This window comes from Rhizobium sp. Root1204 (genome assembly GCF_001424965.1).
Taxonomy (GTDB): Bacteria; Pseudomonadota; Alphaproteobacteria; order Rhizobiales; family Rhizobiaceae; genus Pararhizobium.
On sequence record NZ_LMCZ01000041.1, the window covers coordinates 1 to 13,080 of the forward strand.

The 13,080-nt window shown below is 53.7% G+C and carries 10 protein-coding genes, 3 pseudogenes and 1 other annotated feature; of the genes and pseudogenes, 7 read left to right on the forward strand and 6 right to left on the reverse strand.

Features of this window, described 5'->3' with window-relative positions; translation table 11 throughout:
* Positions 1–53 precede the first annotated feature (53 nt).
* Positions 54–1,282, forward strand: a protein-coding gene (locus ASC96_RS26635) for an IS3 family transposase (RefSeq protein WP_156397727.1) whose coding sequence is annotated in 2 segments (ribosomal slippage) — positions 54–345 and positions 345–1,282 — 1,230 coding nt in all. Because the reading frame shifts where the segments join, the coding sequence is not laid out codon by codon here.
* Positions 335–451, forward strand: a sequence feature (AL1L pseudoknot). (Overlaps the previous gene by 117 nt.)
* 139 nt (positions 1,283–1,421) lie before the next feature.
* Here ASC96_RS26635 and ASC96_RS26640 read toward each other — a convergent pair.
* The 3 genes and pseudogenes from ASC96_RS26640 to ASC96_RS26650 form a co-directional block, all read right to left on the reverse strand.
* A pseudogene (locus ASC96_RS26640) lies at positions 1,422–1,805 on the reverse strand (restriction endonuclease); the annotation flags it as partial.
* Positions 1,806–1,928: 123 nt separating this feature from the next.
* Complete coding sequence (locus tag ASC96_RS26645) at positions 1,929–3,002, reverse strand: DUF3800 domain-containing protein (RefSeq protein ID WP_060506103.1); 1,074 nt, start codon at positions 3,000–3,002, stop codon at positions 1,929–1,931.
* Between the two features lie 135 nt (positions 3,003–3,137).
* Positions 3,138–3,935 carry a hypothetical protein gene (locus ASC96_RS26650; RefSeq protein WP_156397728.1) on the reverse strand — a complete coding sequence of 266 codons (798 nt, stop codon included), beginning with the start codon at positions 3,933–3,935 and terminating at the stop codon, positions 3,138–3,140.
* A gap of 615 nt (positions 3,936–4,550) precedes the next feature.
* Here ASC96_RS26650 and ASC96_RS26655 point away from each other — a divergent pair.
* The 3 genes and pseudogenes from ASC96_RS26655 (at position 4,551) to ASC96_RS26665 (ending at position 6,700) form a co-directional block, all read left to right on the forward strand.
* Complete coding sequence (locus ASC96_RS26655; RefSeq protein ID WP_156397729.1) at positions 4,551–5,411, forward strand: hypothetical protein; 861 nt, start codon at positions 4,551–4,553, stop codon at positions 5,409–5,411.
* 242 nt (positions 5,412–5,653) lie between these two features.
* Positions 5,654–6,109: pseudogene (locus ASC96_RS26660) on the forward strand (hydantoinase/oxoprolinase family protein); the annotation flags it as partial.
* Between the two features lie 27 nt (positions 6,110–6,136).
* Positions 6,137–6,700 (forward strand): hypothetical protein, encoded by a 564-nt coding sequence (locus ASC96_RS26665; RefSeq protein WP_060506107.1) that lies wholly within the window; start codon positions 6,137–6,139, stop codon positions 6,698–6,700.
* Positions 6,701–7,224: 524 nt separating this feature from the next.
* Here the strand turns inward: ASC96_RS26665 and panC are convergent.
* Positions 7,225–8,063 (reverse strand): annotated as a pseudogene (gene panC / locus ASC96_RS26675) (pantoate--beta-alanine ligase).
* Positions 8,064–8,308: 245 nt separating this feature from the next.
* Between panC and ASC96_RS33040 the strand changes: the two are divergent.
* Positions 8,309–8,545: a hypothetical protein gene (locus ASC96_RS33040; protein ID WP_156397730.1), complete on the forward strand. Its 237-nt coding sequence runs from the start codon at positions 8,309–8,311 to the stop codon at positions 8,543–8,545.
* Here ASC96_RS33040 and ASC96_RS26685 read toward each other — a convergent pair.
* Both ASC96_RS26685 and ASC96_RS26690 read right to left on the reverse strand, forming a co-directional pair.
* Positions 8,506–9,315, reverse strand: a complete 810-nt coding sequence (locus tag ASC96_RS26685) for a metallophosphoesterase (protein WP_060506110.1) — start codon at positions 9,313–9,315, stop codon at positions 8,506–8,508. The two genes, ASC96_RS33040 and ASC96_RS26685, sit on opposite strands and share 40 nt — an antisense overlap.
* Before the next feature lie 90 nt (positions 9,316–9,405).
* Positions 9,406–11,409, reverse strand: coding sequence for an AAA family ATPase (locus ASC96_RS26690; RefSeq protein WP_060506111.1), 2,004 nt, complete (start codon positions 11,407–11,409; stop codon positions 9,406–9,408).
* Between the two features lie 463 nt (positions 11,410–11,872).
* On the opposite strand from ASC96_RS26690, the gene ASC96_RS26695 reads away from it, so the two are divergent.
* Together ASC96_RS26695 and ASC96_RS26700 are read left to right on the forward strand one after the other, a co-directional pair.
* Positions 11,873–12,163: a helix-turn-helix transcriptional regulator gene (locus ASC96_RS26695; RefSeq protein ID WP_082512278.1), complete on the forward strand. Its 291-nt coding sequence runs from the start codon at positions 11,873–11,875 to the stop codon at positions 12,161–12,163.
* Positions 12,164–12,734: 571 nt separating this feature from the next.
* Positions 12,735–13,043 carry a DUF2853 family protein gene (locus ASC96_RS26700; protein WP_060506112.1) on the forward strand — a complete coding sequence of 103 codons (309 nt, stop codon included), beginning with the start codon at positions 12,735–12,737 and terminating at the stop codon, positions 13,041–13,043.
* The last annotated feature ends 37 nt before the right edge of the window (positions 13,044–13,080 follow it).

A 13,080-nucleotide genomic window follows, 5' to 3' on the forward strand; every position in this document is an offset into this window, starting at 1 on the left:
TGAACCGCGCCGGGTTTGCCGGAGGCTCCAACTTCTGAGAAAGTGGAGCTATCATGAGCAAGACAACGAACAAGTTTTCACCTGAAGTCCGTCAACGTGCCATTCGTATGGTGCTGGATCACGAAGCAGAACACCCGTCGCGGTGGGCTGCCGTTTCATCTATTGCGGCCAAGATCGGCTGCTCGCCAGCCACGCTGCATGAATGGGTGAAGAAGACCGAGGTCGACACCGGCAAACGAGCAGGCCTGCCGAGCGACATGGCCGAGAAGATGAAGGCTCTGGAGCGTGAGAACCGCGAGCTTCGTCAAGCCAACGAGATATTGCGCAAGGCGTCTGCATATTTCGCCCAGGCGGAGCTCGACCGCCCCTTCAGACGATGATCTCGTTCATCGACGAACATCGTGGCGTGTTCGGGGTCGAGCCGATCTGCAAACTATTGCCGATTGCCCCGTCAACCTATCACGAGAATGTCGCCAAGCGCCTGGATGTGGATCGCCTGTCGATCCGCGCCCGCAGCGATGTCAGCCTGAAGATCGAGATACGCCGTGTCTTCGAGCAGAACTTTCGTGTCTATGGCGTTCGCAAGGTCTGGCGGCAGTTGAAGCGTGAAGGCTTTGACGTCGCCCGCTGCACTGTTGCCCGGCTTATGAGATCGATGAGCCTGCAGGGGATCATTCGAGGAAAGCCGATCCGCACGACATTCTCGGACAAGTCGGCTCCGAGCCCGCTTGACCGGGTTAACCGCCAGTTCAAAGCCCCTGCACCCAACAGGCTGTGGGTTTCTGACTTTACCTATGTCGCCACCTGGCAGGGTTTCGTCTACGTGGCCTTCGTGATCGACGTCTTCGCTCGTCGCATCGTTGGCTGGCGGGCGAGCAGGACAGCACATGCAAGCTTCGTCCTCGATGCCCTTGAGCAGGCACTTCATGATCGGCGTCCCGTTCATGGTGGCGGCCTTGTGCATCACTCGGATCGCGGCGTCCAATATGTGTCTATTCGCTACTCCGAGCGGTTGGCAGAAGCTGGCATCGAGCCTTCTGTCGGAAGCGTCGGCGACAGTTACGATAACGCCCTCGCAGAAACCATCAACGGTCTCTACAAGGCCGAGGTCATCCACCGGCGCGGGCCATGGAGGAACTTCGAAGCGGTGGAATTCGCCACTTTGGAATGGGTCGATTGGTTCAACCACCGACGCCTCCTGGAGCCCATCGGAAACATACCGCCAGCCGAAGCCGAAGAGCGATACTACGCCATGCTGGACGAGCCAGCCATGGCCGCATAACTTAAACGAAATGGCCTCCGGCAAACCCGGTGCGGTTCANCCAGCCGAAGCCGAAGAGCGATACTACGCCATGCTGGACGAGCCAGCCATGGCCGCATAACTTAAACGAAATGGCCTCCGGCAAACCCGGTGCGGTTCACATCTTTCTGTTTCTAGCGACTTTGTCCGCCCCAGATTGTAGGCGGGAAGAGACGACGAGTATCCCTTTCACTGCATGTGGAAACATCCGACCGATCTTCGAGGAAAAATCGTTTACGTGTGTCTCAGACACGTTGCCGCTATGGTTCTTGCACTCGAATATTACGTGAAGATGGGGTTCTCTGCGGCCTTGAGCATATAGCTCTATTACAACGTCAAACTCGACGTCTGCCTCACGTTCCTTGCAATAGTATGATTTCTTTTTGAAAACTTTGCAGTTTTCGGGAGGATAAACGCCGAACAAGAGGTGGCCAAGCTTCTTTTGATAAAGAAGGTATTCGTAGAATGCGTCTTCGAGTTTATTGCCTTTGTCTACCGAACCCACGTTGCGTCCTTGAATCAGATGTAGTCGCTGGTTCATTCAAGTTTAAAGTTAAACGAACGCTGGAAGAAGCGGTTCGATTATCTCAGTCTTTGAGCGAGACACCATGTTTTCGCTTCATCAGCGTCACCGGTCTCGCGAGCGGTTAGGGTGAACTGCTTCGATTAGCCGATCAATCACATCCGGCCCCGTTGCCGCCTTTGGAGGGCCGTCCACAAAGTCGTAGCCAGGCTCGACTGGAATGATCGATAACTGGTCCATTCCGCTTTCGAGGGCTCTTCTCGCGAAAGCGAGGTCATCCTGAGCAACAGAACTCGAAACGAAATTGATAAAGCCCGCAATAAGGTCGCAAAGTTGGAGGGAGGCGCACTCATGGCTTTTAGATGCTGTCGTGGAATGAACACTTATGGGAAGGCTGAGTATTTTGTCGCCGACTTGTAGTGTAGTTGGCTCTGTATGCGGATTCGTCATCATTTCCCACATACGAGACCGTTTGAAAAAGTGCGTACTCTCGTCGTGTATGACATCGAACGAGCCCGGATGACGGGTCTGCCAAAATCCCATGCAGCGAATGGCGGCCGTTACATGAAGGTCGTTTGTGTCCCGGAATTTGGCCAGGGTTTGAAACCGCTCGAAGTTTTGCGCGCCGGTCGCCATCAAGCTCAAAAAGTTCTCGGAACCCCTGGGAGCAAACGCCAGTGCGGCTTTCAACTCTGACTGAAGGGGTGCCAGTGTCTGTACGCTTGGTGCTCGGGCGAATGTATTATACGACGCCAAGAGGGCTGTTGCCGTTTGTTCGTCCAAGATATTCGAGAAAGCATAGTACGCCATGTTGGCGAAGCGGGCGGCGTAATCGTCAGCGTAAAAGTCGTGGCCCATGTCTTCGAACATCGGCTCGACAAGGTTATCCACCATTTTGCAAACTATCGAAAACCGCTTGTCGATTTTCGCGCCGCAAAAATTGGAAGATCGGTGCCCGACTATTTCGGCAAATGCCATGAATGCCTGGCGGCCGCTCTTGCGTCTGAACAGCGATCTGGACTTCAGTTCAGGCCCGTTCACTCGGGGGAAGCAGTCTTTGATGATCCCAGCCGCTTCCAGCTCTGGAATGTCGGTGCTCCCTAATGTGAAATAGCGCTGGTCTTGGTCAAAGAGATGCGCGCCGGTTTGGCCGCTTTCATCGAAGAATATCTTGGTCACGCTAATACCCCCGCAGCATTCGCTGTATCATCCGACAAACAGCGAATCCAACTCTGTCCAAATAAACGAGGAACACGCATCGTGGCACCGCTGGCGAAAGTCGAACTAGGATTATAGCCTTCTTCGCGGGGGAGGTCAGTACGGGATGGCCTCTCCTTCTTCCACGTCGATGTAAACGATGCGGCGTCCTTCGTACCACTCACTTGGCTTGTCGCATTCATTGAATTTGACCTCCCCATGCGCAATCATGTCCAGGACCTGGTTGGAAGCCTTGTCCGCTGCTTGGAGCACTCGATTCGCGAAGTTCTCGCTTCCCGCGTCTGCACTCGCATAGATAAGTTGGACTCCCTGCGGCAGGCTCGTATCCGCAAAAACTGGCTTGGTACGTGCATTGTATGCCGGAATGTTGCCAAGATCGGAATCAACGATCAGCCCGACCCGATGATTGTCACGAATAACCCCGCGACGGATGAGTTCCTCGAACGCTGAAAGCCAGCCAAAATTTTCCTTCTGATCAGTCCTGAGATCGATAAACTCCCAGGCGAAAGCGACATCCGGCTTCCAAAAAATATCTTTCCCCGGAGGCGGGGTTGCCTTTTTGTAAGAGATGACGCCCGTTACGGAGACGTTTCTCCCGTTGACAGTTCGCGTGTTTGTGTCGACGCCGAAGACTAAATCGTAGTGCGTTTCGAGAGCAAACTCTGCTTCGAAGCTGACGCTGCGGGCGGTTTGCGGAATGCGAGTGAGTACCTTAGGGCCTTTGGCTCGCTCATAGCTCATCTCGGAATAGACATTCGACATCGGATGGCCAAACTCGACGGAGCCAGTAGCGGGATTCACCCGAATGATCAGCGAGTCGATGTTTCCCACGGTAGTCCCATAGAGATGCTCAATACGCTTTTTTGTCGGTTGGTTTTTTCGCTTTTTTGACAATGCTCGCTCCATAAAAAGGAAGAGCCACTTCATTACAGGCGTTTGTTGTGTCTGAGAGGCGTTATTTAAAGTCTTCCACGTTTCTTTCGACGTGCATGCCTCCTCGCTTTGCCGGACGTAGAATAAAATTTGTGCCCGGCAAAGTTGCCATCCACTAGCGTTCTCGACTCAAAAATGTGTATCTTCTTCGTAGCACGACAAGTCGGTTGAAGTGCCGATTGGGGGAGAGATGGAATTTTTTGATCGCAACGGAGCCGCCACGTGTTACTGCCCGGACGGCGAGCACTTGTATCTTTGGAATGGGAAACCTGTGGGCTACATTGCTGACGATAAAGTCTACTCGTTCAAGGGTAGATTACTTGGGTGGTTCTCGAACGGTTGGCTGATGGACAGGAAGAACAAGCCAGCGCTTTTCTCGCCAGATTCCGCTGGAGGCCCTGCGAAACCCGTACGGAAAATTGCGCCTGTGAAATCCGTTCGCTCGGTCCGGCCAGTCAAATCAGTTCGACAGGTACCGCACGTTCGACCGGCCAAAAGCGCTTCATGGTCGGACTATTCTAGCGCGCTGTATTTTCAGCAGTAATTCCGTGCTCAGACGCGGCGAGGATGCACATAGTGACGAAAACTCATCGCCTGGACCTCCTCAAGAACAGCATTTCTTATTTCAGAGAAGCTGTCTCATATGCACAGCAGGACACAGCGGAAACCAGCCAATGGAAGTTTGCTATCCTGCATGTAGTTCAGGCGATGGAGCTTGCATTTAAAGAGCGGTTGAGGAGGGTCCACCCTGTCTTCATATATGAATCGATAGACAAATCAGACAAAACCGTTTCGCTAAGAGTGGCAATCACAAGACTTCGTAACCCCGCGATTGGCAACATTACCATTACTGATAGTGACAAAATAAAAATCGAAAAGGCTTATGACCTCAGAAGCCAACTCACGCATTTCGAATTTGATCATTCTCACGAACATATCGAACTGAAATTCGCAGAAATATTTAGCTTCATGATTTTCTTCTACCGAAGTCAGTTGGAGCTAGAGACGTCCGAGTTCATTGACGAGAACCAGCATAATAATGTGATCCAACTGGTAAATGCGCGGAAGGAACTTCTTGAACGCGCGCAGCAACATGTCGCCACTCTTGAAAACGAAACTGTTTGGATATGTCCTGAGTGCAGCGAAGTCACCTTCATTGTATCCGAGCAACAATGCTGTTTTTGTCACCGAAAAGAGGCGATTGTTGATTGTCCAACATGTGGAGCAGAGAATTTCGAACATGATCTGATCGATATTTCAAATGCCTTCGACTGGGCGATAGATGAAGGGCGCGTCACTGTCGAGAATTTCGGGATGGAGGAAGTTTGTTGTCCTGAATGCGTTGCAGATACAAAGCAAACAATTGAAGACATAAAACGTTCTCAGTACGATGAAGACATGGCAATGGACGAATATTACTACCAGAAGGGTAAGTAGCGTCTCGCTTCAAGTTACGTCGATCTGCCTGGAGCCGCCGGTTTCCTGCGCAAAGTCGCGCTTCTTAGCGGTACCGGATAAGTTTAAAGACAGGGAGAAACGGCAACCAGCTACTTACGCCGGTTGCCGGAAGTCGACTAACTTCTCGCGGGAATTACACCTGCGCCTCGCTGACGAATTTCACCCGCATAAAGGCTTCGAGGCCTTTGATGCCGCTTTCTGAGCCGTAACCTGGTCCAGCCTGCTATGGGCGAGGGGGAACTAAACCCACGGTCACGGACGCCAATCTGGTTTTGGGCATACTTGACCCGTATAACTTCCTGGGCGGGAAAATGAAGCTCGACCGTGCCGCTGCCGAGGCGTCGCTTGCACCGCTGGCTTCGGAGCTTGGTCTCTCCATCGAGGATGCCGCCTATTCGATCTATACGACGAGCAACAACGTCATGGTCGGATTGATCGAAGATATGACGGTCAAGGAAGGCATCAATCCACGCGAAAGCCAGTTGGTTGTCGGGGGAGGTGCAACCGCATCTCATATTTGCGAGATCGCCAACGAACTTCGCATAAGCGATGTCCTCTGTAAGCCTGTAGTCCGAGCACCCGGAGGGATGAAAATGGCGGCCAAGTCCCACCGTTTTTTGCTTCGAAAAAGGACGTATTCCGGCCTAGCCCGTTGCGCTTGCTCGCGTTCATTGTAGGATTGCCCTCGGGTTGCGGGGGATGACATGCGGTTACTTTGCCTTGTGCTATCGATTGTGCTCCTTACGGGTCCGCCGGGCGAGTTAAGGGCGGAAAACCCGACCCGTGAGAAATGCACCTGCAACCTCAATCCTGATGATCCACCTGCTGATGGCGCATGGGTAAAAAACGCGGCTGCGTGCTGGTCTACCGAGATCAAGGACCTGAATTGGTGCGACATTGTCGTGGAAAGCCTGCAGGGGCCTCAGGCGGCGCAACCTACATCGACTGAACTCCTTGGGAGCGCCACCAACCCGTCAGCGTTGATAGATGTCTTGCAAGGTCGGTTCGACAACTTCCTCCAGGTTTCGGCGGTCGAGGGCAGCCTCGTTGATCTCAACCGGGCAGCGAACATTGTCATCGGCCGATTGAAGGAGAATGCCGCTCTCATCGCCAACTGTGTCACTGCGCTCTCCGAACAAAAGCGGGGGTTCGTGCAGGACGGTGATGGCGGCGTCGTGTGCCGGATAAGTGATGTCAGCGGCTGGCTGAGGCTCGAAATCCCGGTTGAGGGCGCTCGTATCGTCTACATGGTAGCGCCAGCGATATGAGATTAAAAATATTTGGAGCGCTTCTATTTTTCTGCACTATCGTTTTTACCGAAACGGTCGGGTTCGGAGTCAGCGCGCTGATCACGTGGGTCGTTCACGGGACTGGTGGTGCGTCTGCGCTTAAGATTGATCTGCAGTCAAAACTTGGGTGCCCGGGCGGAAGTCTCGCTGACATCGGGAAAAGGATTCCAGACACCTCTCTCAAGCTTGAGCGCGGTGCGGACTCCTTGTTTATCTGCGCTGATAGATTGATCAACACGACGCTCGTCGATGCTCCGAGAGCGCTGGCGAAGGATTTTCCAGGTTGCTTGAATTACATCACTGGCTCCCTGCGAATGCTACGGGGAAGCGATGCGATTTGTGCGTTACCGGACAACGGGGGCTACATCTGCGACGGAGTAAAGGGAACAGAGGTCCAGGGCACCGAAGCACTCGGCTCCGAGGCGAGCGCTGTCAAACCTTGCCCAGCTGAAACACTGACACAGTTCGGTTTCGCACCAGGCTCCTGATAGCTGTCGTTTCGTTTAAACGACGCGGTTGTCGAGGAGCCGCGTCGCACCAACTCGAACGAACACGAGACGACGACCGGCGAAGTTATCGTTTCCACCTTGCGCAGGGTAGTCGCGTCCCGAACAGCGATCATTTCTGGCGTGGCAAGCGGCCGCCTATTGATGAAGTGTCGCAGGGTATTTTCAACCACATAGGGGTGAGTCGTGCCAGTGGCAATAAGACGTGCCGCTTCGTCGAGCGCCTTTGGAATAACCAGAGCTGCTTCTCTCTCGGCAGCGTTCAAGAAGACATTGCGCGAGGAAAGCGCCAGCCCGTCACCGTCGCGAACTGTAGGTACCGAACAAATCGCGGTCGGAATAGCCAAATCATCGACTATCCGTCGAATGACAACGAGCTGCTGGTAGTCTTTTTCGCCGAAGTAGGCGGCGTTTGGCTGTACAATATTCAAGAGCTTGCAAACGACAGTTGCCACACCGGCGAAATGCCCCGGACGATCCTCACCGATCAGTTGCTTGCTGATTTCCGGGACATCGACCACAGCTTTCATTGGTCGTGGATACATTTCCTCTACGGACGGTGCGAAAAGTATGTCCGCGCCTTCCTTTTCCAGGAGGGATGTATCCCGCTTCAGATCACGTGGGTATTGGCCAAGGTCCTCGGTGGGACCGAACTGCAAGGGATTTACAAAGATCGAGGCGACCACACAATCGTTTTCCTCTCCCGCGCGCTTCAATACCTCAACATGCCCAGCGTGAAGGTAGCCCATCGTTGGGACAAATCCGACAGTCGTACCCGCTTCCCGAAGATCACCGATTGCCCGGCCCACCGCCGGAATGTCAGAAATGGTTCGCACGTAACCTCCGCAAGAAAGAATGTCGGTGGCATTTATTTCCTATGCGCAGGGGCGGCAAGGCGGGGCGGCGGCGCTTTCTCGTTTACTAGACACCGTGTTTTCGTCAGCGTTCGAGGTTATTTAAAATCAACGCGGCACAATCCCTGGCTACTGCGTTTCCGCCGTCATCGAACTCACGACCTGCCTTGACGCCGTTAGAGATCGCTTCGATCCTGTTACGAGCGTGGGTGATGATATCGACCAAGATGAGTGAACGTATTGCCACAAAGCAGGAGTGGACGCAGGTTGTGGCAGGCAGCGTCGAATCCGCCGCGATGCAAATTCTAAAAGCCGTCGGACCTGTTGAGTACGGCTTCTCGCGCATGACGATGGACGACGCCCGAGAAATCGCCTTGGTTCTCCGGGAATATCTTTACGCTAGTACGTCGCCGGTTTCCAAAAATCAGATGTCGACGACTAAGCCAGACACAAAGCCGGTTTGATCGCGTTCACGCTCATACCCTCTCGGATTGCAGATGACGCGAGTTGTCCTTTCGCGATAATCGCGAAAGTGATGGACGTGGCCGTGCACCCACAGATCGGGCTTGGCTTGAGCGATGAGCGTGGACAGGTCGGAAGCAAACGCGGCATTACTTGGATGGCCTTTGAAGGCAGGATGGAGAGATCGGGGCAGTGGCGCGTGATGTGACAGAACCACGGTGCTGCCATCGAATTGAACTTCCAGCTCGCTGGTGACGAAGTCACGGCTTTCCATATGTCGCGCAATAAGCTCCTTGGCAGTGAGAAGGCCAGGCATCCCCGTTTCCGGCCAATCCGAACGAAAAATGGCGTGAAAGTCCATCATGTAACGCTTGCAGACGTTGATCGCGTATGACTTCCGTTCTGGAAGTGGCAGCTCGTTCTGGACGCCGTGCTCGATTTCAAAATCGGTCCAGAGGGTCGCGCCAATTATCCTCGTTTTGCCGAGCACGAGAGTCTCATTCTCAAGTACAGTGACGTTAGTACGCCTAGTCATCCGTTTTGCGGTTTGAAGACCTGCATGGATCGTCGCGCCGTAAAACTCGTGGTTACCCAGAACCATTACGACCGGCATTCGGGGGCTGATGTTACGAAGAACAAATTGCATCGACATTTCTACGATGCCGGAAACATCTCCCGCGCAGATGCAAATATCTGCCTCGGGAATTTCGATGTCGTGTCGAGCAAGTTCGGAATTGTTGACATGCATATCGCTGACGATCCAAGCCTTCATGGTTTCGCCTCAAAGTAAAAAGGTGACTAGGGAAGGGGTTCGGCGGAAAATCCAATCGACATCGACAGGTCCGCGACTAATCGCAGTGGGTCAGCCGGTAATTTCCAGACGTTCCTTTGAGCTGTCGGGAGCGGAAAGACCGGCTAAAAGGGTTTTCAGACGTCCCCCTTCCAGGCGTCCTTCCTTTTTAAGCGCTTGGGCGACAGCGATCAACGCGTGGAGATTTGCCTCCAGCAGCCTCTTTGCGCGCGAATATTCGATAGCCAGGACGAAGTCGACGTCCGCTCGGAGTTTGGGTGAGCCTTCGAAAACCTTATAAACGGGACGGTCGACATCGTCAGGGAATACCGAGAGCCGCTTCCCGAGCCCAAACCGAGCAACCATGAGAGCTGCGGCATCTGTCGCAGTTGTAATGTCGCTTCCCCGCGAGCCACCAGCCGTGGTGGAGCGATTTGCAAAGACAATCTCTTCACCGGCCATCCCGGCTAAACTGATTGCAATGTCCCAACGGAACCACTGCTCGGTCCTCAGAGCAGGGATCGGGCAATCTGACGAAGTCCGACCGAGTGCATCGTGTGCTTCAACAAAGTCATGCGTGTCATCGAACACCTCGACAGAGGTCACGCTTCCTAGATTAGAGAGTTCGGTCACCACCGCATGTGCGGCTTCGTGAATGCAAATGCGCCACCGGTCTTCGTCGCTGAGCGATGGCTGTCTTGGTACAACAGCCCAGATGTCCTCGATCATCAGCTTTCGGTTCTCAGTGCGCGCCCGCTGATTTGCTTTACGAACCAGGCGCTCCAGATCGGCTCCTGTTTGACCGTTTAGTTGCCGGGCGACCTCAAAGAGTTCCCTGGGGGCATCGAGCGCGGGCAGGTAAAACTGAAGGATTTGCGCACGCTCAAGTGTACCTGGTCGCCTCATTTCGACGTGAGTTTCCAACCGCCCTGACCTCAGGAGAGCTGGGTCAAGGGCTTCAGGAAAATTCGTCGATGCGACAACGACGACGCCCTCGCGACCGGCCACGCCGTCCAAGGCTTCTAGAAGGCCGTTCACGACCTCAACGCAATAGTTTTTGTTATCGCCAGAGAACGAACGGCGATCCCCGACACTGTCGATTTCGTCTATCAGCAATATTGAAGGGGCTCTGTCGCGAGCCTCGGCGAAATCCTGCCTCATTGCCTTAAGGAGGTCACCCAGGTGGCCGTGACTTTGCCATTTGGAAAGCGACGACGCCACCAAATGGGCACCACATTCAGAGGCGAGTGATGCCGCAAAAGATGTCTTACCTGTTCCCGGCGGGCCATACAAAAGGATACCCCTATCGAGATCAGACCAATCCAACTTACCCGCTCGCCATAACCCAATATCGCGCTTGAACTTCTCGCCCCATTGACCGGCTTCACCGTACGACGCCAGCGGGACCAATCGTTGGCCCTTTACCGGTTTGGCCAGAAGGCGCGAAAGCTTGCCCAGCGCAGCAGCGGCTGATCGGCCTTTTCGGAAAATGGAATTGATGAATGCCGGGTCTTGTTGCCTGAGACGTTCCTTTTCGTCCTCCGAAAGCCGACCGGTATCAAGTTGCCGGGTTAAACTGTCCAGATGCCGATTACCAAGGATTTCGAGATCGGTAATCGCATCGGCACTGATCTCAAATTCGGAATGAAGTTCTGCACCTCTCGGGAGAAAGACAATGACTTTCTGAGCGTCGAGATAACTACTTGGGTTGAAGTCCCACGCTCCTCGTTTCGTCCGAGGAGGGTGACAAAAGGTTTTCAGCTTAGAATGGCCACGGTCACCCGACTTCAAGCATACATCGGCCACGTAATCGAAATCGTCGATGGGCCAATTAGGCGGCACGGTGATGACGAGGACCGATGTCGCTTCGGCGAAAAATTCCTTCTGCCGTCTCATCAGTTTCACAAAGGCGCAGAACGCTAAAAACTTACGCGGGCTCGCTGCGAGTGCGGTTGGGGCGGACCGACGGCTGAGCTGCGCCGGGGTCCGGGAAATTACAGCCCGGAGATTAGATGTTGCGTCCATAAGGTGTTGGATCGCTTCATCGAGTAATTCCTGGTCAGGATCGGATTTCACTGAGATGGCCCTCCGACGAGAGGGCGACCGAGCCGGTACCATCTGTTTACGGTACGAGCTAGGTGCAGGTTTTCGTCCACATAAACGACTTCGGTCGTGAAACCGACGTTGCCTGTCTTAATGTTGGGATGCCCAGCCATCGTTCCCATCAGAACCGGCACAGTCCTTTTTGCCAGGACCCAAGCGGAAATAGATGTGTCTGATTGGACTGATCCCGGGCCTAATGAGGCATATCGTTCAAGGTCGTCCGCCAGACGCCGGTAGGTTTCAATCAATTCCTTTGGTGTGGAAAACGCTGGATCAGCCTCTGAGCTTGGCATGGAAATCTCCCGTGATTCTATCGAAAGGCGCGCGTTGCGCGGTGGCTGATACTCTATGGATATTAAATATTACATAATGTCAACTATGTTAGACTCAAAGTGCCATATGTTGACATTTTTTGGGAACGCGCATTTCTCGCCTTATGGCGTTCGCATATTCAAAGGAAATTTTCCGCGCTGCTCGACTTTTAGTCGGTTGGAAGCAGAGCCAATTGGCGACAGCTGCGAAGATTTCGCGGCAGACACTCATGCGCATTGAAGACGGTGAGAACGTCACAGTCGACACTGTGAAAAAGGTGATTGTCGCCCTGGAAAAAAGAGGGGTCGAGTTCATCGATGCGACCGAAGACCGAGGCGCGGGCGTACGATTCATCGATCCTGCAGGCAAGGTAACCCCCCACGAATTGGATGAGGACGACAGCAACAGTCGATGATTGGTGTCTGGGGGCGGGCTGTCAAAGCTAAAGCCGATGCGGCTAATGGCCGAAATGGAGACGGCTTATGGCCGTCACATTGTTTCATCAGAAATTGCATTAGAGAAACTGATCGGCCTAGAAGTAGCCATGCCGGTCAGTGTCTCTAATGAAGCGGTATCCGCCTAGTGGCGGATGCTTATATTTGTGAGCTTGCTACGCAAGCAGTCCAAGAGATCAGAGAGGATTGATTGGCTAAGGCCGAGCTATTGCAGGGGAGTGGGTGTACGACCACGACGCACATTGAGCAGTCAACCGTCGACTAAGCGAACTTGCTTTGTCGTATAACGCCCCCGGGTCCAATAGGTTTATTTCATCGCCTGTTTATCGCCATAGCCGCCCGAAGACGGCAACTGTCATATAGGTCTTAAACTGCGCCAAGAAAAGGGCCTTTTCGAAAATACAATCGGCCTTTGCACGCATCGGGGCCAGATGATCCTTGACATGCTCGCCAAGCGTGAAAAAACTCGTGTAGCGTCCCTTTAATCAAGAAAAGGACGCGGCCTGAAGCCAAACCGTGTGAGGAGACACCATGACGGATTATCTCGCAGATGTGAAAAAATACGACAGCGCCGCCGACGAAGCCGCCGTGAACAAGATCGTCAAGCATCTGGGTATCGCATTGCGCAACAAGGATTCCTCGCTTGTTTCTGCTTCCGATCCGACTGAACTCGACCGGGTCAAGGAAAAATGGTGCGGCAAGAAACTTGGCGTTACCGGTCCGGACGCCGACGCAGCTGTTGATGCCGTGGCCAAGACGATGGCCGGGGATCGTTCGAAGTCGCGTGTGACCTTCTACTACCTGGTGGCAAAACACCTCGGCAAGCTCGCGACGCTTTGATCGTTCGCGCTTTTTGATGAGCCGTGCCTGGGGAAAC